We start from the raw sequence: 19,238 nt of genomic DNA, 5'->3' as shown, positions 1-19,238 counted from the left end.
ACAGATGTGGCCTGGCCCATGGTGGTAAGCCGATGAGAGCCTGTTGAAGTCGTCGGCGGGGCGCATCACCGGTGCACTCATGGCACTCGCACTTGAAGAAGACGCGGTCAGCGGTCCCCATCAGGGCCGCCTCCTGCCAAGCCACCAGGGCTGCCGCCACCGCGCCCGGCCACATGCGGGTGTGTTCGAGGGTGATCACCGCGGTCATGGGACGACGGCCGAGCCCGGGAACGTGATGGATCACAGCTCTGTGGGTCCCACACACCGATCCCCGTGTACGGACCTCCGAAGGGCGCCTACGCGGCATGGCCCTTTCTGATCAATGACATAACCACGATGATCGCATACGAGGCCGTGTCATCTAAGCTCCCAGCGCCGAGGAAACCCATGCCTCCGGCGGGGGCGCTCCAGCCCCGGGATGATCGCCACGCGTGACACCACGCTCGTAGGTGGTTGAGGTGGAAGCCTGATCAACCCGTCCGCCATCGACCCGGGACAAGCCGAGCAGACCTGGGCCGCGGGGTCAAGGTCGTTCGTCCGGTGGGGCGCTCCACCTTGACCCCGCGGCCCAGGCCCGCTTCCCCTTCGGGCGGGTCGACAGCAGACGGGATGATCAGGCAGGTGGCTTATGCGCGTCGCGAGTGATTGCCTAGGCTTACGGCGATCCGGACGGCATAGGAGTGCGCATGGGTGGGGCGACAGCGGCAGACTACGCCTGGTTGAGCGACCGGTGGACCGATGGTGTCGGTACCACCCAGTTGTGCATCAACTTCGTCCGTGATCTATCCCCCGCGGACGCTCTGCGGCGGATCAAGGTCACCTCGGGCACTCTCGGCAAGTTCAGTGTCGCCGCATACGCCGCTCAGGGCGGAACCGTCCTGGCCGACACCGGATGGGCAACCAAGTACGTCACCAACGTGGCCGAGCCGTTGTCATTGGGTACGGCCGTGGCCACGGTGTTCGCCACTGTCGAGGACTCGGACTTCACCTTCTGGTTGAACGAGCGGCTGATCACTACGTTTGGCTTGTACGGCTACCGCTACCGGGAGGGCGACGATCCCGATCGGCTCCTTGCGGATGTCCGTGAGCTGGGCCTGTACGGCGACGGATACGGCGAGAACCCCATCGCCAGCGCTCTGGCTCTCGCCTCCCGCGCGACCGGCGTACACCTATCTCGCGCCCACTATGCCAGACCAGCTCTAACCGGTTCGACTGATCATCTGCAAGCCACCTGGTGAGTCGGGGGCCCGCGATCCAGCACAGTGCTGGGAGCCATCTTGGGAGCCACCCAAACGGACGATCTTGAACTTCGGCGTACGGGAATGAACGGTGAGGCTGCCGCCGGACCAGGTGGCGGACGCCTGCGAACGCTCATGAAGATCCTTTGGGGACCTTGTAAACAGAAGGCCGAAGGTACCGTCTAGTTGCAGTGCTAGTTGCAATCTGGCGCCGTTCCACGTCGTTCCAGACTGAATGGCCACACTCATTGGTCCAGGTTGAACTGATCGGGACGGCTGAGATCAGAGCTGCTAATGCGGTTTGGGTTTACCGCCCATCCGGGGTTCAAATCCCCGATCCTCCGCGCATGAGAGGCCCTCTCCCGATCTTCGGGAGAGGGTCTTTCTGATCTTCTGGAGGCAGTGCGGGCCGTCAGCGGTGGCGCCCGTACCGCAGGTAGACGATCCCGTTGCCGGAGGCGGTGCTGGAGAGCAGGTCGAGCTGGTATGACGCGGGGACGCCGTCGAACAGCCGGGTGCCCTCGCCCGCCACGTAGGGGAACACGCTCACCCGGAGCTCGTCGATCAGGTCGAGTCGCATGAGCGAGCGCCAGAGGCGGACGCCGCCCCAGACCACGATGTGGCCGTCGCCGCCCAGCCTGAGCTTGTCGACCTCTTCTGTCGTGTCAGCGGAGGCGATGGTGGTGTTGGCCCAGTCGGCCGTCCTCAGGGTCCGGGAGAAGACGACCTTGCGCCCGGTGTTCAGGAGGTCGGCGAACGGGTGGTCGGTGGAGGTGGTCATGGCCCGGGAGATGCTTTCGTAGGCGGTGCGGCCCATGAGGTGCGCGTACGCGCTCCGGAGGAAGTCGAGGTGTGCCGGGTCCGCGGGCTCACGGTTCTCGGGCAGGTCGAAGCAGAACTTCCAGAACTCGGTGTCCTCGTCGGCGAGGAGGCCGTCGAGGGAGTAGTTGAACACTGTCGCTATCAGCTTCCGCATGAACAGAGCTCCGTGGACTCGGGTCGTCTGGGACCGTGCGTGTTCCTGGCCGCGGCGCTCACGTGACGCGGCGTCTGTGGCCTGGCTCTGATGCGTTAGACGACGCTGCCGTCCGGAAGTCATCGGTGCCTGGTCCGCCGGCTGGTCGCGCGGTCGGATGTCGTCACCAGCAGGGTCGTTCCGCGGACAGGTGGCGCCGGACGAAGTGGACGGCTAGGGAGGCCGCGATCCCCGCCACGTACTGGAGCAGGGCGGACGTCCTGAAGGGCGGCGTGGTGAAGTACTGATAGATCTTCACCAGGTCCTCGAAGCCGGGCGTGGTCGGCAGGGCCGCCGGAGGTCATCCGGCCGCCCATGAGCAACAGCAGGATCCGCGAGCTCCACGACCCGCCCTCGTCCCCCAGCGCGATGACGGAGACGTCGCCCTGCGGGTGGCGGTGGGCGATGTCCTGTCGCTCATCCGCCTCGATGAGCCGCTCCAGCAGCTCCTGCGGTGGCTCCGCGGCAGGTTGCATGTTGCCACCCCCGGGTCATCGCGGGCGATCTCCCGCTCCACGCTAACGCGACCCCCGCTCACCTGCCCAGCGCCGCTTCCTCCTCCGTGGCCGCGCCGAGATGCGATCATCACCCTCATGGGTGTCACACGGACTCACCGCTACGGGGCCCTGGGCCTGGCGACGCTGACGCTGATCACCCTTTTCGGGCACGTGTCGCTCGCCTGGGGGCTGCGCGAACTGCTGACTCCCGGACTGATCATCAGGGGCGGCCTGGCGGCCGGCCTGGTCCTCGCCGGCGGGATGGCGTTGGGGCGGGCGATCACGTCGGGACGGCCACAGGGCGAACGCCTCATCGCCGTCGCGGCAGGTGCGGCGATCGGCGGGGTGTGCTCGTTCTTCGGGGCGACCTTCTCCATCTGGAGCTTGATGCTGGACAACCTGTAGCACGCGCCCGCATGGACCGCCGCCCGGGATCTCACCGGCCGCGTCTGGCGGACCAGCCCCACCAGCCCGCTGCCACCGCCACGGCGACCGGGGCGATCAACGGCGCCGCGGGCTCGTACAGGCGCAGGGTCAGGGCCGCGATCACCGCGCCCGTCGCGAGCGCCAGCACCACGCCGAGGGGCCGAGCCACCCCGCCGCCCTTCTCCTGGCCGCTGCCGGGGGTCCACAAGGCGACCACCTGCCCCGCCAGCCCGGTCACCGTGCCCGTCACGTACGTCGTGGACAGCCCGGATCCGCCGGCCCACCGCGTGACCGCGCTCTGCAGCCCCATGGCCACCGCCGACCCCGCCACGAGGGCGGGACGCGGCGCCTGGGCCGCCCACCCCACGGCGATCCCGGCCAGCAGCGCCAGCTCCAGGCCCAGCGCGGCGGCCGGGCCGCGCGCCGCGCCGCCGGCGGTCTTCCGCCCGACCAGGAGGAAGCCCGCCGCCAGCCCGGCGCAGAATCCGGCGAACGCGAGAGCGGAGCCCATGACGTGCGCCGTGCGCCCGTAGCCCAGCGCCAGGCCGAGCAGGACGACGTTGCCCGTCATGTTCGCGGTGAACACCTGGCCGAGCGCCAGAAAGCTCAGCGCATCGACGGCCCCCGCCGCGAGCGCCAGGCCGAGCATCGAGAACCGCGCCATCCGCATGCTCTACGCACTATATCGATCACTCTCCGCGATCGGCCCGTGCCGCCGGGTCAGGCGCCGGCGGTGTCGAGGCGGCTGAGCTGCTCGCCGGTGAGCTTGACGTCCAGCGCCGACAGCGCGGCCTCGTACTGCTGGAGCGTGCGCGGCCCGATCAGCGGCACGATCGCCGGCGAGGCCTGGTGCATCAGCCACGCCAGGACCAGCGCGTTCGGGGCGACGCCGGCCTCGGCGGCCACCTCTGCGAGCGCGGCCAGCCGGGCCTCGGCGTCCGGCCCCTCGTACGCCCCCATCGCCCCGTGCCCCTTGCGCTTGGCCGGGTCGTCGTAGATGCCCTTGAGGATCGGGGAGTACGCGACGAGAGTCAGGTCGTCGTGCGTCTCCAGGTAGTCGAGCTGCTCGTCGTCCACGATGGACACATGCCGCAGGCCGGCGCGGCGCCGCAGGTAGGAGTGCTGCTGCTGGAGCGCGACCGGCGCCGGCCAGCCGTGCTGGGCGCACAACTGCCGGATGCGCTCCAGCCGCCAGGTCCGCACGTTGGACCAGCCGATGTGGCGGGCCTTGCCTGCCTGGACGATGCCGGCCAGGGCCTCCAGCGTCTCCTCCAGCGGCGTGGCCCGGTCGTCGACGTGCACGTAGTACAGGTCGACGTGGTCGGTGCCGAGCCGGCGCAGGCTGCCGTCGATCGCGTCACGCAACGTCTTCGCCCCGGCTCCGACGAAGTTCCGGTACGCGGCGCCCCAGTCGGGGCGGCCGTCGGCCCAGACCGCGTCCAGATCCCGTACGACGGCGCTGCCCTTGGTGGCCAGGAACACCTCCTCGCGCCGGCCGGACCTGGCCAGCCAGCGGCCGATCAGCTCCTCGCTCTCCCCTCCGTGGCTGCCCTGGTTCTCCCACCAGCAGTAGCAGTCGGCGGTGTCCAGGAAGTTGCCGCCGGCCTCCACGTACCGGTCGAGCATCGTGACGGCCTCGTCCTCCGGCGTGACGGTGCCCATGATCATGCAGCCCAGGGCGAGCTGGCTGACCTGCTCGCCGGTACGGCCAAGCTGTACGGTCTTCACGCGACCTTCTCCTGTCGTCGATGGCGTCAGAAGCCGAGTGAGCAGCGGGAGGCGTCGCGGTGCGCCTGCCGGGCCTCGGCCCGCTGCGGAAGCGTGCGGTCGCCCGCCCGGTGACAAGGGCGGCGCTCCATCACGCCATCGACGCTAGAAGCTCGAGTGCACTCCAGGTCAAGGCTCCGGCCCTTACGGCTGCAGCACCGACAGGATGTTCCCCGAGGGGTCGGTGAACCAGGCGATCGGCGGGCCGTCGCCGCGGGCGACCCCGCGCTCGTCCTGCTCGATCCCGTCGTAACGCTCGAACCGCACCCCCCGCGCCGCCAGCTCGTCCACCGCCTGGTCGATGTCCTCGACGGGGAAGTTGAGCACGGTGTAGGTGGCCGGCACGTGAGCGGGCCCCTTCGGGTAGACGAGCACGTCGCTGCCGAGGTGCAGGGTCAGCATCCCGTGCTCCTCCGAGACGCGGACGCCGAGCGTCCGGCCGTAGAACTTCTTGGCGGCCTCGACGTCGTTCACCGAGAATCCGCTGAACGCCTTGGTGGTGTCGAGCATGGTCACATCCCCTGCCGGTGTTCCTCGCTGAGCTGAATGATCTGCACGTAGTTGCCGTCCGGGTCGATGGCGGTGGCGAACAGGCTGCCGTCGCGGTCATCGAGCTCGGACAGCCACTGCGTGCCCGCCCGTTCCATCCGGGCGGCGACGGCGCGGGCGTCCTCGACGTCGAAGTTCATGATGACCCTGCCGGGCTCCGGATTCTTGTCCGACACGTCCGCCCGCGAGTCGATGAACAGGAAGAACTCCCCGAACTTGAGCAGCCGGTACCCGTTGGCGTCGCTCGTCTGGCCGGGGTCGAGGGCGGCGGCGTACCAGGCGCTCAGCCGCTCGGGGTCGGTGCTGGACAGCAGCATGCTGCCGAGTACGGGTCGCTTCATCGCGAGTTCCTTTCTCTTGTCCTCGATGTGCAGACCGGGCGGCCGGCCGGAAGTCATCGGTGCGGGGACAAAGATGCGGAACAGAAGATGCGGAACAGAAGATGCGGAACAGAAGATGCGGAACAGAAGATGCGGGACAGAAGAAAGGAGCGCGGCGCGCCCGGGGAAGGACGCGCCGCGCGGATCAAGGGCTCAGCCGACTCTGAGCGTGAGGCCGTACACGCTCAGTGCCTCGTTGACCGGCTGGTGGTACGTGGTGCCTCCGGTGGTGCAGTTGCCGGAGCCGCCGGAGGTCATGCCCTGGGCCTGGCTGCCCGAGATGAACGAGCCGCCGGAGTCGCCGGGCTGGGCGCACGCGCCGGTGCGGGTCAGGCCGGAGACGGTGCCCTGCGCGTACCTGACGCTGGCGTTGTGCTGCTGGATGGTGCCGCAGCGCCAGCCGGTGGTGGAGCCGGAGCGGCAGATGGACGCGCCGACGGAGGCCTGGGTGGAGCCTCGCACGGTCACGTTCGCGCCGCCGGAGCCGCGCACGTACGGCGTGGCGGTGTTGCCGGGCGCGGCGACCCAGGCGTAGTCGTTGCCCGGGAAGGACGAGCCCTGGAAGGTGCCGGTCGGGTTGGTGGTCCTGGAACCGGCCCGGCCGCAGTGCCCGGCGGTGGTGAAGCCGGGGGTGGTGCCGCGGGTGACGGCGAAGCCGACGCTGCAGCGGCTGGAGCCGATGTAGTACGCGGCTCCACCGATGATGTTGATGAACGTCGTCGGCCGCTCGGCCGTCGCCGACACGGCGACCGCGCTCCGGTCCACGCCCGCCGCCGCGACGAGGGCCTCGGCGGCCTCGACGGTGGGAGCCTGGACGGAGACGGTGTTGGTCTTGACGTCGGCGAACCACAGCGCGGCGCCGGCGGCGGCCCGCCTGGGGGCCCGGTCGAGCTGCTGCACGATGCCGTTGAGCTGGGTCAGCGAACGCTGGACCACGACGGGCTGAGCGCCCTGCGCCTCGATGGTCGGTGCGGCCGCCGGGTCCGTGGTGGCGACCATGAGCTTGGAGGCGTCGTCGTTCAGCCAGGCGCCGCCGAACGTGTCACCCAGTGCGGGGGTGAGGCTCGCCTCGGCGGCGGCGGCGCGCTCCTCGTTGGCCAGACGAGTGATGACCTGCGCCTCGGAGAGGCCCAGATCGCGTTCGAGCGCGTCGATCATGGAGGGGGGTGCGGAGGGGGGAGCGGCTGCTTGTGGCGCCGTGTCGGCTGCTGCCGGGCTGAGCGGGGTGGCCAGGCAGACGGCGAGGATGGCGCCGCCTACCAGCGCACAGCGTTTACTCAACATGTGCACTCCTCGGGTGGGGGTGCTGTCAAGCTAACGGTTGCTTCGGTCCGTGCTTAGATACCAAACGAGCACTATTTCGGTGTTATGGACCCTTTACGGCCCTCGACCTGAATATGAAATTTTCAGCCTTTAAGGCGCAGGTCCTGATGGGTGGGTAAGGTGCCGTGGCTGGAGGTGTTCTCTGTGCGTAATGGTGTTCGTCATCTGCTCGGCGCCGGCGCAGGACTGCTGGCCACACCGCTGATCGCGGCGGGCCTTCTCTACTTCGCCAGTGGCCGGGCCCTGGCCGCCTGGATCGCCGCCGCCGCGCTCGGCGCCACGATGGTCGTGGTCGGCGTCCTGGCCGGCTCGCGGGTCTCGCCGATCGGATCGCTGGTGCCCGGGCTGGCCCTGGCGGTCGTGGCGGGGCTGGCGTACGTGCCGGAGGTGCGGGTGGCGGGCCTGATGCCCGCCGAGTACGCCGAGCCGTACGCGAGGCTGGCCGAGACCTGGGCCCTGCCGCTGGCCTGCGTGCTGCTGGCCGCCTCGGTGTTCCCCGCACGCTGGCGGGGTGCCGTGCGGCCCGAGCCGCCGGCGGAGCCCGAGGAGGAGGTCGTCCCCGAGCCGCCGCCGCTGCCCAAGCGCATCCCCTCGCGCTACTGAGCGATCAGGACCATCAGGGCGATCACCAGGTACGGCAGCGCCAGCACGGCGAACGTCACCCCGTGCGACGCGTGGGACGACGCCGCCCCGTACGCGGTGTAGACCCCGAGCGTCACCACGTTCGTCCCGAGGCCGGCCACCGAGGTCACGGTGGCACGCGCGGGGCCGGTGATGCGCTCCTGCAGCCGCACGTCCGCCAGTACCTGGGCGAGCTGGAACGCCCCGACGGCCGGCGCGATCGCCAAGAACCCGGCGGGATGCCCGCCGAGCGCGCCTGCGGCCATGGCCAGTGCCGCCACCCCGAGCAGCGCGGCGTACCCGCGCGAGCGCAGGCGCTCGGCCGGCCCGGCCAGCAGGCCGCCGGCCGTGGCGCCCACCCAGACCAGGAGGATCAGCAGCGGGATCGTGGCCTTGGCCACGCCCGTCTCCGCCCCCAGGTACGGGATGTACTCCTCCAGCGCGCCCCAGATCGCCGTCACGAACGCGACCAGAATCATCGCGTGCAGCACGCCCCGGTCCGCCCGGGCCAGGCCGATCCCCTCGCGCAGGGTCGTCAGGTAGCCCAGGCCCCCGGCGGCGGCCGGCGCGCGGTGCTCGGGGAGGGTCAGCGCCGTGGCCGCGCACAGGACGCAGGCCAGCACGCTGGCGGCCGCCACGGCGGGATAGCCGCCGGCCGCGAACACGGGCGAGGCCAGGCCGATCGCCGACGCGCTGCCGGCCAGGCCGAGGGCGGTCGCGCGGCCCATGACGGCCGCGTACCTGCCGGATCGGCCGCGCCGGTCCAGCTCCTCGTACGCGAGCGCCTCGTACGCGCCGGAGACCAGCGCCTCCCCGGCCCCCCACAACACGAAGCCGGCCGCGAACACCCAGTAGGAGGGGGACAGCACCCACAGGGCGAAGCCGAGGCCGCTCAGCAGCGGGCCGAGGAACAGCAGCAGCCGCCGCGAGACCGTGTCGGCCCAGGCGCCCGAGGGGATCTCCAGCACCATGCCCGTCACCGACCAGATGACGAACAGGGAGGAGACCTCGGCGACGGAGATCCCGGTGTCGGTGAACAGCAGGGCGTACACCGGGTAGATCAGGATGAATTCGCTGAGGAACGCGTAGACGTACAGCGATACGACAAGCATGAGGCCTTCCAGGGGGACGAGAGGGGACTCCGAGTGCTCGCCGTCAGCTCGGAGGCCCGCGCGCCCCGCGCCGGCCCCTGGTTATGGATCAATGTCGCCAGGTCATGTGAACGAGTCTAGGCGTTGACGTCCCCGATGCGCTCCCGGAAATCGCGGCGCTCCAGCGCCCGGAGCGTGGCCCTCATGAGCTGCTCCAGAGGCACGGGCAGCTCGGCGTCCAGCTCGCGCACGGCCCGCTCCGTGGCCGCCCACTCGGCCTCGATGAGGGGGAGCGCGGCGCGGGCCCGGCCGGTGAGGTGGACGATGCGGTGGCGGGCGTCGGCGCCCTTCTCCAGGGTGACGAAGCCGCTGCGGCGCATCTGGACCACGGTCTGGCTGGCGGCGGAGTGGGTCACGCCGATCGCCCTGGCCAGGTCGCGGATGGCCAGCGGGCCCTGCGCCACCAGCGTGCGCACGACGGGAGAGAAGCGGGGCCGGTAGTCGGGCAGGCCGTGCTCGGCGTAGATGTCGGCGACGGCGCCGTCCATCAGCTCGTGCACGTGCCGCATCAGTGTGCCGAGTGCGATCACGACACCAAAGTAACAGTGCTGTCGGACTCGCCCTCGGGGAGCGGGATCCACTTGTGGGACCACTTCACCAGCTCGTCCAGCACGGGGCGCAGCTCCTGGCCCATCTCGGTCAGGTGGTACTCCACCCGCACCGGCGAGGTGGCCAGCACCCGCCGCTCGACCAGGCCGGCGGACTCCAGCTCACGCAGGCGCCTGGCCAGCATCGTGTCGTTGATGCCGGGGATGGCCGCCTTGACGTCGGCGTAACGGTGGGCGCCCTTGAAGATCATGTGGAGCACGGCTCCGGTCCAGCGGGCACCGATCAGCTCTAAGGCGATGTGGAAGCGGGTGCAGACCTGGTCAAGGCTCATGCCCGCAGTCTAGCGTTTGCTAAGGAATCTGTAGTTACTAAATAATGTTGAGTGAATCTATCGCTAGGAAGGCGGAGTCATGGACAAGCCCGTTCTGCAGGTCATCGTCGCGAGCACCCGACCGGGTCGTGCCGGTCGCGCGGTCGCCGAGTGGGTGCACGGCAAGGCCGTGTCCTCGGGGCTGTTCGAGGTGGAGCTGGTCGACCTGGCGGAGGTGCGGCTGCCGTTCCTGGACGAGCCGCACCACCCCAGGCTGAAGCAGTACGTGAACGCTCACACCAAGGAGTGGAGCGCCACCGTCGACCGGGCCGACGCGTACGTGTTCGTGACGCCCGAGTACAACCACAGCTACCCCGGCGTGCTGAAGAACGCCCTGGACTACCTGCACCACGAGTGGCAGCACAAGCCGGCGGGGTTCGTCAGCTACGGCGGCGTCTCGGGCGGCACCCGGGCCGTGGCCGCCCTGCGTCACGTGGTCAGCACGCTGAAGATGGTCCCGCTGATGGAGGGCGTGATCATTCCGTTCGTGCCGCAGCACCTGGGCGAGGACGGCACACTGCGCCCCAGCGACGTCATGGACGCCAGTGCCGACGCCATGCTCGGCGAGCTGGCCAGGTACAGCGGAGTGCTGGGCGCGATGCGGCAGCCGGTGGCCTGAGCTACGCTGCGGGGCGTGGCGCTGGCAGTGTGTGTGGTGGTCCGATACCGCAAGGCGGTGACCTACGGCGTGCACGCGCTGCTCGCCGCCCTGGAGACCGCGGGGGTCGAGCACGAGCTGCGGCTCGGCACCACCCCCGAGGAGACCGCCGGGCACATCCTGGCCAGCGAGGCCGACCGGGTGCTCGTGCTCTGGTCGTTCTACTCGCCCGACGCCGAGGCCATGGCCACCGAGCTGGCCGAGGTCAGGGCGCGCAGCGGCGAGCGCGGGCTGCACATCGCGGGCGGCGTGCACGCCACCGCCGAGCCGCAGCAGGTCATCGACGCGGGCTGGGACCTGGCGGGCATCGGCGAGGGCGAGTCGACGATCATCTCCCTCGTCCGGGCGCTCCAGGACGACACGCCGCTCACCGCCGTCCCCGGCCTGGCGATCAAGGACTCCGACGGCGTCGCGCTGCGCACCAGGCCCGCGCCGCAGCTCCCGCTCGACGCGTTCCCCTCGTTCGCCGGCAGGAGCGGGCCGATCGAGATCACCCGGGGCTGCCGCTACACGTGCCGCTTCTGCCAGACGCCGTTCATGTTCGGCGGGCAGTTCCGCCACCGGTCGGTGGCCAGCGTGCGCGAGCACGTGCGCGGCATGGTCGAGCGGGGCCTGCGCGACGTGCGGTTCATCACGCCGACCTCGCTGTCGTACGGCTCCCCCGGGCCCGACCCCGACCTCGGGGCGGTGGAGGAGCTGCTGGCCGGGGTGAAGGAGGAGTTGCCGCCGCACGGCCGGGTCTTCTTCGGCAGCTTCCCCTCCGAGGTGCGGCCCGAGCACGTCAGCCCCGAGGCCATGCGGCTGCTCAAACGGTACGTCGCCAACGACAACCTGATCATTGGGGCGCAGTCGGGATCCGACCGGGTTCTGGCCGCCTCGGGGCGCGGGCACGACACCTCGCCCGTACGCGACGCCGTCAGGATCGCCGTCGAGCACGGCTTCCGGCCGAACGTCGACTTCATCTTCGGCATGCCGGGGGAGTCGGAGTCGGACCAGGCGCAGTCGCTGCGGCTCGCGAGCGACCTGGCCGACCTGGGGGCGCGCATCCACACCCACACGTTCATGCCGCTGCCGGGCACGCCGTGGCGCGACGCCGAGCCGGCGTTCATCCCGCTGGCCACGATGAGCGAGCTCGACCGGCTGGCGCAGCGCGGCGACGCCTACGGGCACTGGCGCAGGCAGGCCGAGCACGCCGTACGCCTGGCCGAGACCGCCAAGGCCTACCCGCGCAGGGCCCGCCGCAGGCGCGCCACCGACTGAGCCCGCACGCCGCTGCCGGCTGAGGCCGCGCCTCGCGCCGGCTGAGGCGGCGGGCCCGGGGCGGCGCGTCAGGTCGGTCGGGGCCCGCCGTCGTCCTCGTCGTCCAGCATGCGCAATGCGCGCTCGAAGGCGTCGCCCACCGGCCGCAGCGCCTGCGAGAAGGCGTTGAAGAGCGGGCCGAAGATCTCGCCCACCTCGGTCATGAGGTCGGGGCTCTTGTTCTCGGGAGGCGCCCACCGCATGGCGTCGGCGCTCAGCGTCTCCCACTCGTCGACGACACCGTCGATGGCGTCGAGCACGTGATCAGGATCGCTTGGCATGACCGTTTCTCCGTGAAAGGGCCGTCATCCCCACGGTACGTCAAGCGGGGATGGACACGCCCACTCCGCCCCGGGTCTGCGCGCCGTACCGCTGCTTGTCGGCGTCCAGGTCGAGCGGCCGGATCCCGGCGCGCCCGGCGATGATCTCGTCGGTCAGCAGCGAGGCGGGCACCAGCCACGACACCTCGAACTCCAGCCCGTCGGGGTCCTTGGCGTACAGCGCCTTCGTGGTGCTGTGGTCGGAGGAGCCGACCAGCGCGCCGAGCTCGGCCAGCTTGGCCTGCACGCGCTCCAGCTCCTCCAGGGTGTCGACCTCCCACGCCAGGTGGTAGAGGCCGACGGAGGTGTGCCCGGCGGAGGAGGGGGAGGCCTGCTCGCCGATCTGGAACAGGCCCAGGTCGTGATCGTTGGAGGAGCCGGGGGCCTGGAGGAAGGCGGCCCCTCGCATGCCCATGACGACCTCGAAGCCGAGTGCCTCCCGGTAGAAGGCCACGCTGCGCTCCACGTCACGGACGTAGAGGACCGCGTGGTTGAGCCGCTGTACCGGCATGATGTGCCCCTTTCAACAAAGTCCCCTTCCAAAATAGTTGAACGCGCATATATCTAGCGATGGCCAGATGAGGACGAACCGACACGCGGGCCGGAGTAGCGAGCGAACTGTCGGGGCGAGGCCGTAGCGTTCTCCGGGTACCCGACCGAGGAGAGGCCGATGCACGACACTGACGATGCAACGCTGTTCAGGGTGGTTCACGGGGTCGCGGGGCGGTTCGCCGGTCAGCCCGTCCCCGTGGTGATGGAGGCCTTGATGCGCCACCTGCCCCCGGCTTCGGGCGTCGAGGTGACGGACATCAGGAGGATCGCCGAGGAGATCAGCGTGGGGCGCGATCCGTCGGGCTTGTGAACAACCGCTTGTGAACAACTGATCGCCAGGGGAGCATCGAACCATGTACGAGCCAACCCCTGACGATCGATTCACGTTCGGTCTGTGGACGGTCGGCTGGCAGGCGCGCGATCCGTTCGGGGACGCCGCTCGGGCGCCCCTCGATCCGGTCGAGAGCGTGCACCGGCTTGCCGAGCTGGGGGCCTACGGCGTCACCTTCCACGACGACGACCTGCTCGCCGTCGAACCCGATCGCGAGCGGGCGATCGCGTCCTTCCGGAAAGCGCTTGCCGAAACCGGGCTGAAGGTGCCCATGGCCACCACGAACCTGTTCACCCACCCCGTCTTCCGCGACGGCGCCTTCACCAGCAACGACCGCGACGTGCGCCGCTACGCCCTGCGCAAGGTCATGCGCAACCTCGACCTGGCCGCCTCGCTGGGCGCCTCCACCTACGTGTGCTGGGGCGGCCGCGAGGGGGCCGAGTCCGACGCGGCCAAGGACGTCCGCGCCGCGCTCGGCCGCTACAAGGAGGCCGTCGACCTGCTCTGCGGCTACGTCCGCGAGCGCGGCTACGATCTGCGCTTCGCCATCGAGCCCAAGCCGAACGAGCCCCGCGGCGACATCCTGCTGCCCACGATCGGCCACGCCCTCGCGTTCATCGGCGAGCTCGAACATCCGGAGATGGTCGGCCTCAACCCCGAGGTCGGCCACGAGCAGATGGCCGGGCTCAACTTCGTGCACGGGGTCGCCCAGGCGCTCTGGCACGGCAAGCTCTTCCACATCGACCTCAACGGCCAGCACGGCCCCCGCTTCGACCAGGACCTGATCTTCGGCCACGGTGACGTGATGAGCGCGTTCTTCCTGGTCGACCTGCTGGAGCACGGCGGTTACGACGGGCCGAGGCACTTCGACTACAAGCCTTTGCGTACCGAGGACCCCGGGGACGTGTGGGTTTCGGCCGCCGCCAACATGCGGACGTACCTGATCCTCCGGGACAAGGCCCGAAACTTCCGCGCGGACCCGGAGGTGCGTGAGGCGATGCGGGCCTCCCGCGTCGAGGAGCTCGGCCTGCCCACGCTCAACCGCGGCGAGACGCTGGCCGATCTGGCCGCGGACGACTTCGATCCTGAGGCAGCGGCCCGGCGCGGATACCATTTCTCCCATCTGAACCAGCTTGCGCTGGAGCACTTGTTAGGAGTTCGTGGGTGACGCTGGTCGCTGGGGTCGATTCCTCCACGCAGAGTTGCAAGGTCGTCATTCGAGACGCGGAGACGGGAGAGCTGGTCCGGCAGGGCCGTGCCGCTCACCCGACGGGCACCGAGGTGCACCCCTCCCACTGGTGGGCCGCGTTGTTGCGGGCCATCGAGGAGGCCGGTGGGCTCGACGGTGTGGCCGCCATCAGTGTGGGCGGGCAACAGCACGGCATGGTCTGCCTCGACGAGTCCGGAAATGTCGTGCGCGACGCGTTGCTGTGGAACGACACCCGCTCCGCCCAGGCGGCCCTCGACCTGATCGCCGAGCTGGGCGGGCCACAGGCGTGGGCCGACGGCGTGGGCTCGGTGCCCGTGGCGTCGTTCACGGTGACCAAGCTGCGCTGGCTGGCCGAGCACGAGCCGGACAACGCCCGCCGCACGGCCGCCGTGTGCCTGCCGCACGACTGGCTCACCTGGCGGCTGTCGGGCGCGCTGGCCTCCGGCGTCCCGTTCTCCGCCGCGGCCTGGGCGGACGCGCCGCTGCCTCCGCTGTCGCACCTGGTCACCGACCGGGGTGACGCCTCGGGCACCGGCTACTGGTCGCCCGCGACCGGCGCCTACCGTACGGACCTGCTCAAGGCCGCCTTCGGCGCGGTCCCGCTGCTGCCCAGGGTGCTGGGGCCGGCCGAGGAGGCGGGCGCGGCCGTGGCCGGAGGGCCCGGTCCGATCCTGATAGCCCCCGGCACGGGCGACAACATGGCAGCCGCACTGGGCGTGGGAGCCCGGCCGGGTGACGTCGTGGTGTCGCTGGGGACGTCCGGCACGGTGTTCGCGGTCGCGGAGACGTCCAGCGCCGACCCCACCGGCGCGGTCGCCGGCTTCGCCGACGCCACGGGGCGCTTCCTGCCGCTGGTGTGCACGCTCAACGCCGCCCGCGTCATGGACGCCGCCGCCCGCATCACCGGGGTCTCCCTGGACGAGCTCGGCAGCCTCGCCCTCCAGGCGCCTCCCGGCGCCGGCGGCCTCACGCTGGTCCCGTACCTGGAGGGTGAGCGCACCCCGAACCGGCCCACCGCGACCGGCTCCGTCCACGGCCTCACGCTGGCCACCTCCACCCCCGCCCACCTGGCGCGGGCCGCCATCGAAGGCATGCTCTGCGGCCTGGCCGACGCGCTCGACGCGCTGGCCCTGCGGCCGGAGCGGGTGCTGCTGATCGGCGGCGCGGCCCGATCGGAGGCGGTCCGCCGGATCGCCCCCACGATCTTCGGTGTCCCGATCACGGTGCCGCCGCCCGCCGAGTACGTCGCCGACGGCGCCGCCCACCAGGCCGCCACGCTGGTGACCACCCCTGACTGGCGATCGGGCGACACGGCCGTGTACGAGGGCGAGGCGATCCCCGCGATCCGCGACCGCTACGCCCGCGCCACGGGGCACATCCTCGACTGACGGCGCTCCTGCGCTCCCCCGAGGGCTGCCACCTGCCCTCCGGGGAGCGGGAAGCCCCTCGGGGGAGCGGGAAGCTCTCCGGGGGAGCGGGAAGCCGTCCAGGGGGCCGGCGTGCCCTGACTCAGGGGCGGCTCAGGGTCGGGTCGGGGATGGGACCGGATGCCGGGAACGGGGCGGGCCGGGAGAGTTGGTGGCATGACCGCAGTGAAGAGGCTCTCCCCCTGGATCGCCTGCGCCTCGATCCTGTTCTCGGTGGTCGCCGTGGTGGCGGGCCAGTTCGGCCCCGACCCCTACCTCGACCCCATGAACGTCACCATCAGCGAGTACGCCGTGTCCGACCGCGGGGGCGTCACGGAGGTCGCGATGGCGGTGCTCGGAATCGGGTCCCTGGCACTGCTGGCGGGGCTGCGGTCCGTGGGGGCGCCCGTCAAGGGGGCGCCGCAGTGGTTGCTGACGGTGTGGTCGGGTGCTCTCGTGGTGGCCGCGGTGGTCCCGACCACACCCATCGGCCAGGACCTCGACCTGGCGGCCCAGATCCACCGGTACGTCTCGATCGCGGCGTTCGTGAGCCTGCCCGCCGCCGGCGCGCTGCTGGTGCCCAGGCTGGCCTCAGACGCCTCCTGGAAGCCCGTGGCGCGGGTGGTGGAGTGGGTGGCCCTGGCGGGAGGGTTCGGGCTGCTGGCCATCACGTACGTGGCCATGCCGGGCGAGCGGGTGATGATCGGGCTCGTCGAGCGGTTGCTGCTGGGGGCCGAGGTGGCGTTGCTGGCCGTCCTGGCGGGCTGGCTCGTACGGCTCACGTGGCAGCGGAGCGCCGCACGCGCCGCCATGGCCGCAAATTTCCCGACATATCACAGATTTATCGCTAGTCGATCTTAAAAGCATCTGTTTCGGTGCTATTCTCTCCCGCGATCTTCTATCCGGGAGCAGGTGTCATGGCATCGGGCAGATCCATCAGGTTCAAGATCTCGACGCTGCTCGTCATCCCCTTGATCTCCCTGATCGCGCTCTGGGGCTTCGCCGCGAGCACCACGTCGGGAGAGGCTCTCAACCTGCTCAAGGTCGAGAGCATCTGGACCGATGTCATCAACCACACCGACGGCCTGGTCGGCAACCTCCAGACCGAGCGCCTGGCCTCCGCCGAGCGCCTGGCCGGCACGGGCAGCGACCCGGACGCGCTGGCCAAGGCCCGCGCCAAGGTGGACAACAACAACAAGACGCTGCGCCAGCGGGCGCTCGGCGAGGACGCGCAGTCGGCGCTCACGGACGACATGAAGACCCAGCTCCAGACGGTCTTCGAGACGATCGACCGGCTCCCGGACATCCGGCGCAAGGTGGACGACCGCCGGCTCACCCCGGGCGGCCTCGTCACCGAGTACGCGAAGATCTCCGACGAGGTGCACCTGCTCTACTCCCGGCTGACGATGAGCACGGACCTGGAGCTGGCGCTGCAGGCGCAGGGCCTGATCTCGGCCGACGAGGTGCGCGAGCTGCTGGCCCGCGAGCACGCCCTGATCGTCGCCTCGAACGGGCGGGCGAGCATGCACGACGTGCACCTGCTGGCCGCCATCGACGGCACCCGCAAGCACCTGTTCCCCAAGGCGCTGGCCAACCTCGACACCGAGCTGCGGGCTCCGTTCGAGAAGCTGTACTTCTCGCCCCGCTACGTCACCATGGAGAACCTCCTGGAGGCCTACATCGGCGGCGAGCCGCTGGACCTGGACCTCTGGCGGGGCATCTCGGACCAGGTGCAGAAGGAGTACCGCGAGTCCGTCTGGCGCACCGGTGACAAGCTGCTGGCCAGGATGGAGCCCGCGGGCGTGGCCATCGCGGTGCGGGCCGGGGTCGCCGGCGCGCTCGGCCTGATCGCGGTCATCGTCTCGATCGTCATCTCCATCAGGATCGGCCGCAGGCTCACCCGCGAGCTCGGGACGCTGCGCCGTACCGCGCTGGACCTGGCGGAGATCAGGCTGCCCGACGTGGTGGCCAAGCTGCGCAAGGGCGAGCCCGTGGACATCGCGGCCGAGGCCCCGCCCATCGCGGTGAGCCAGAAGTCGACCAGCGAGGTCCGCGACCTGGCGGCGGCCTTCGACAGCGTGCAGAGCACCGCCGTGGACGCCGCCGTCGAGCAGGCCAAGCTGCGCGAGGGCGTCTCCGAGGCGCTGCGGAACCTGGCCAGGCGCAGCCAGTCGCTGCTGCAGCGCCAGCTCAGGCTGCTGGACGAGATGCAGCGCCAGACCGAGGAGCCCGAGGCGCTGGAGCGCCTGTTCAAGCTCGACCACCTGACCACCCGCATGCGCCGCCACGCGGAGGGCCTGGTGCTGCTCTCCGGCGGCGCCGCGGGCCGCAGGTGGCGCGGCGTCATCCCGATGGAGGACGTGCTCAGCGGCGCCGCCGCCCAGGTCGAGGAGTACACCCGGGTACGCGTCTACCCGATGCCCGAGGCAGGCGTCTCCGGCTCGGCGGTGGCCGACCTCATGCACCTGTTCGCCGAGCTGATCGAGAACGCCACCACCTTCTCCTCGCCCAGCAACGAGGTCTCCGTGCACGGCGAGATGGTCGGCAGGGGCTTCGCGGTCGAGATCGAGGACCGCGGCCTGGGCATGGACGAGGCCACGCGCAGGGCCATCAACGAGCGGCTGGCCAGCCCGCCGGAGTTCGACGCCTCGCAGACCGAGCGGCTGGGGTTCGCGGTGGTCGGCATGCTCGCGGCCAGGCACGGCATCAGGGTCACGCTCAAGCCGTCGCCGTACGGGGGCACCACGGCCATCGTGCTCGTGCCCGGCACGCTGGTGGAGCCGATGGCGATGCCGGTGCAGCCGATGGAGTTCGAGCCGGTGTCGGTGATCCGTTCGGACCTCCAGGAGGCCACCGGGCCGGGCGAGCTGCCGCGGCGCGTCCGGACCAACAGGCGCAACGGCGCCGCGTCCTCCCCGGCGGCCCTGCCGCAGCAGGCCCCGCCGCAGGACGACGCACCACCGCAGCAGATGCCCCGCCGCGAGCGCACGGCGGGACTGCCGCAGCGCCAGCGGTCCGCGGGGCTGCCGCAGCGGGAACGGCAGACGGGGCTGCCGCAGCGGCTCAACCAGGAGCCACCCGCCACGCCACCGATCGAGGAGCGTTCGCCGGAGGAGACCAGGGCACTGCTCTCCTCGCTCCAGTCGGGCTGGCAGCGCGGACGGCAGGAAAGCGACCAGGATGGGGGATCTCAATCGTGAGCCGCGAGCACGAGTGGGTTGACGAGGAGGCCGGGCCGGTCGTGCGGCCCTACGCGGTCGCACGCGGGCGCACGAAGTCCGCCTCCTCCGAGGTCGACCTGCTGGCGACCGTCGTCTCGACGGGGTTGCCCGTCCCGGCCAAGGCCGAGCTGAGCGCCCAGCACCGGCGCCTGCTGTCCTGCGTGTCGGGCAAGAGCAGGCCCGTCGTGGAGGTGGCCTCCGACCTGGGCCTGCCCGTCGGCGTCGTACGGGTGCTGCTGGGGGACCTGCTGGAGCACGGCCTGGTGACGGTGCGCCCGCCCAGGGACAAGGCCGCCACCCCGACGGAGAGCCTGCTCCGCGAGGTGATCAACGGTCTCCGGGCGTTGTGACCACG

The 19,238-nt window shown here is 70.8% G+C and carries 23 protein-coding genes; 11 read left to right on the top strand and 12 right to left on the bottom strand.

The genetic code is table 11. From position 1 onward, the window contains the following. The first annotated feature begins 686 nt into the window (after window positions 1-686). Window positions 687-1,238: a DUF6461 domain-containing protein gene (locus tag HD597_RS49820; protein ID WP_253754284.1), complete on the top strand. Its 552-nt coding sequence runs from the start codon at window positions 687-689 to the stop codon at window positions 1,236-1,238. A gap of 412 nt (window positions 1,239-1,650) precedes the next feature. Here HD597_RS49820 and HD597_RS49815 read toward each other — a convergent pair whose 3' ends face one another. Both HD597_RS49815 and HD597_RS65295 read right to left on the bottom strand, forming a co-directional pair. Then, window positions 1,651-2,214, bottom strand: a complete 564-nt coding sequence (locus tag HD597_RS49815; protein ID WP_253754282.1) for a dihydrofolate reductase family protein — start codon at window positions 2,212-2,214, stop codon at window positions 1,651-1,653. Between the two features lie 163 nt (window positions 2,215-2,377). Then, window positions 2,378-2,512 carry a hypothetical protein gene (locus tag HD597_RS65295; protein WP_276083231.1) on the bottom strand — a complete coding sequence of 45 codons (135 nt, stop codon included), beginning with the start codon at window positions 2,510-2,512 and terminating at the stop codon, window positions 2,378-2,380. A gap of 334 nt (window positions 2,513-2,846) precedes the next feature. On the opposite strand from HD597_RS65295, the gene HD597_RS49810 reads away from it, so the two are divergent. Then, window positions 2,847-3,155 (top strand): hypothetical protein, encoded by a 309-nt coding sequence (locus HD597_RS49810; RefSeq protein ID WP_253754280.1) that lies wholly within the window; start codon window positions 2,847-2,849, stop codon window positions 3,153-3,155. Between the two features lie 31 nt (window positions 3,156-3,186). Here the strand turns inward: HD597_RS49810 and HD597_RS49805 are convergent, their stop codons facing one another. The 5 genes from HD597_RS49805 to HD597_RS65290 all read right to left on the bottom strand — a co-directional run bounded on the left by HD597_RS49805 (window position 3,187) and on the right by HD597_RS65290 (window position 7,156). Further along, the gene (locus HD597_RS49805) at window positions 3,187-3,846 is read right to left on the bottom strand and encodes a YoaK family protein (protein WP_253754278.1); all 660 of its coding nucleotides are present in this window, start codon (window positions 3,844-3,846) and stop codon (window positions 3,187-3,189) included. A gap of 50 nt (window positions 3,847-3,896) precedes the next feature. Further along, window positions 3,897-4,904, bottom strand: coding sequence for an aldo/keto reductase (locus tag HD597_RS49800; RefSeq protein WP_253754276.1), 1,008 nt, complete (start codon window positions 4,902-4,904; stop codon window positions 3,897-3,899). A gap of 183 nt (window positions 4,905-5,087) precedes the next feature. Beyond that, window positions 5,088-5,453 carry a VOC family protein gene (locus HD597_RS49795; protein WP_253754274.1) on the bottom strand — a complete coding sequence of 122 codons (366 nt, stop codon included), beginning with the start codon at window positions 5,451-5,453 and terminating at the stop codon, window positions 5,088-5,090. Window positions 5,454-5,455: 2 nt separating this feature from the next. Beyond that, window positions 5,456-5,833: a VOC family protein gene (locus tag HD597_RS49790; protein WP_253754272.1), complete on the bottom strand. Its 378-nt coding sequence runs from the start codon at window positions 5,831-5,833 to the stop codon at window positions 5,456-5,458. Between the two features lie 192 nt (window positions 5,834-6,025). Next, on the bottom strand, window positions 6,026-7,156 hold the full coding sequence (locus HD597_RS65290) for a S1 family peptidase (RefSeq protein WP_276083230.1): 1,131 nt from the start codon (window positions 7,154-7,156) through the stop codon (window positions 6,026-6,028). A gap of 183 nt (window positions 7,157-7,339) precedes the next feature. Here HD597_RS65290 and HD597_RS49775 point away from each other — a divergent pair, with 183 nt between their 5' ends. Further along, entirely contained in the window at window positions 7,340-7,798 is a 459-nt protein-coding gene (locus tag HD597_RS49775; RefSeq protein ID WP_253754268.1) for a hypothetical protein, read from the top strand. On the opposite strand, the gene HD597_RS49770 is transcribed toward HD597_RS49775, so the two are convergent. The 3 genes from HD597_RS49770 to HD597_RS49760 form a co-directional block, all read right to left on the bottom strand. Further along, window positions 7,792-8,928 carry an MFS transporter gene (locus tag HD597_RS49770; protein WP_253754266.1) on the bottom strand — a complete coding sequence of 379 codons (1,137 nt, stop codon included), beginning with the start codon at window positions 8,926-8,928 and terminating at the stop codon, window positions 7,792-7,794. The genes HD597_RS49775 and HD597_RS49770 overlap by 7 nt on opposite strands. 116 nt (window positions 8,929-9,044) lie before the next feature. Further along, on the bottom strand, window positions 9,045-9,497 hold the full coding sequence (locus HD597_RS49765; RefSeq protein ID WP_253754264.1) for a MarR family winged helix-turn-helix transcriptional regulator: 453 nt from the start codon (window positions 9,495-9,497) through the stop codon (window positions 9,045-9,047). Continuing rightward, complete coding sequence (locus HD597_RS49760) at window positions 9,494-9,847, bottom strand: winged helix-turn-helix transcriptional regulator (protein WP_253754262.1); 354 nt, start codon at window positions 9,845-9,847, stop codon at window positions 9,494-9,496. Before HD597_RS49760 ends, HD597_RS49765 begins: the two co-directional genes overlap by 4 nt. Before the next feature lie 79 nt (window positions 9,848-9,926). Between HD597_RS49760 and HD597_RS49755 the strand changes: the two genes are divergently transcribed. Together HD597_RS49755 and HD597_RS49750 are read left to right on the top strand one after the other, a co-directional pair. Beyond that, the gene (locus HD597_RS49755; RefSeq protein ID WP_253754260.1) at window positions 9,927-10,505 is read left to right on the top strand and encodes an NADPH-dependent FMN reductase; all 579 of its coding nucleotides are present in this window, start codon (window positions 9,927-9,929) and stop codon (window positions 10,503-10,505) included. Between the two features lie 15 nt (window positions 10,506-10,520). Then, a complete protein-coding gene (locus HD597_RS49750) occupies window positions 10,521-11,804 on the top strand; it encodes a TIGR04013 family B12-binding domain/radical SAM domain-containing protein (RefSeq protein ID WP_253754258.1) in 1,284 nt (427 codons plus the stop codon). A gap of 68 nt (window positions 11,805-11,872) precedes the next feature. On the opposite strand, the gene HD597_RS49745 is transcribed toward HD597_RS49750, so the two are convergent. Together HD597_RS49745 and HD597_RS49740 are read right to left on the bottom strand one after the other, a co-directional pair. Next, entirely contained in the window at window positions 11,873-12,124 is a 252-nt protein-coding gene (locus HD597_RS49745) for a hypothetical protein (protein WP_253754256.1), read from the bottom strand. 40 nt (window positions 12,125-12,164) lie between these two features. After that, window positions 12,165-12,674 (bottom strand): VOC family protein, encoded by a 510-nt coding sequence (locus tag HD597_RS49740; RefSeq protein WP_253754254.1) that lies wholly within the window; start codon window positions 12,672-12,674, stop codon window positions 12,165-12,167. Window positions 12,675-12,833: 159 nt separating this feature from the next. On the opposite strand from HD597_RS49740, the gene HD597_RS49735 reads away from it, so the two are divergent. The 6 genes from HD597_RS49735 (at window position 12,834) to HD597_RS49710 (ending at window position 19,233) form a co-directional block, all read left to right on the top strand. Continuing rightward, complete coding sequence (locus HD597_RS49735) at window positions 12,834-13,025, top strand: hypothetical protein (protein ID WP_253754251.1); 192 nt, start codon at window positions 12,834-12,836, stop codon at window positions 13,023-13,025. A gap of 43 nt (window positions 13,026-13,068) precedes the next feature. Continuing rightward, on the top strand, window positions 13,069-14,214 hold the full coding sequence (xylA, locus tag HD597_RS49730; protein WP_253754249.1) for a xylose isomerase: 1,146 nt from the start codon (window positions 13,069-13,071) through the stop codon (window positions 14,212-14,214). Beyond that, window positions 14,211-15,644 carry a xylulokinase gene (locus HD597_RS49725; protein ID WP_253754247.1) on the top strand — a complete coding sequence of 478 codons (1,434 nt, stop codon included), beginning with the start codon at window positions 14,211-14,213 and terminating at the stop codon, window positions 15,642-15,644. The genes xylA and HD597_RS49725 overlap by 4 nt, the downstream gene beginning before the upstream one ends. Before the next feature lie 195 nt (window positions 15,645-15,839). Then, window positions 15,840-16,523, top strand: coding sequence for a DUF998 domain-containing protein (locus tag HD597_RS49720; protein ID WP_253754245.1), 684 nt, complete (start codon window positions 15,840-15,842; stop codon window positions 16,521-16,523). 56 nt (window positions 16,524-16,579) lie between these two features. After that, window positions 16,580-18,862: a sensor histidine kinase gene (locus HD597_RS49715; protein WP_253754243.1), complete on the top strand. Its 2,283-nt coding sequence runs from the start codon at window positions 16,580-16,582 to the stop codon at window positions 18,860-18,862. After that, window positions 18,859-19,233: a DUF742 domain-containing protein gene (locus tag HD597_RS49710; RefSeq protein WP_253754241.1), complete on the top strand. Its 375-nt coding sequence runs from the start codon at window positions 18,859-18,861 to the stop codon at window positions 19,231-19,233. Before HD597_RS49715 ends, HD597_RS49710 begins: the two co-directional genes overlap by 4 nt. Window positions 19,234-19,238: the final 5 nt, after the last annotated feature.

The organism is Nonomuraea thailandensis (assembly GCF_024172165.1).
In the GTDB taxonomy this organism is placed as follows: Bacteria; Actinomycetota; Actinomycetes; order Streptosporangiales; family Streptosporangiaceae; genus Nonomuraea; species Nonomuraea thailandensis.
Note: the sequence above shows the minus strand (reverse complement) of the source record. Positions and strands in the feature narration are given on the sequence as shown.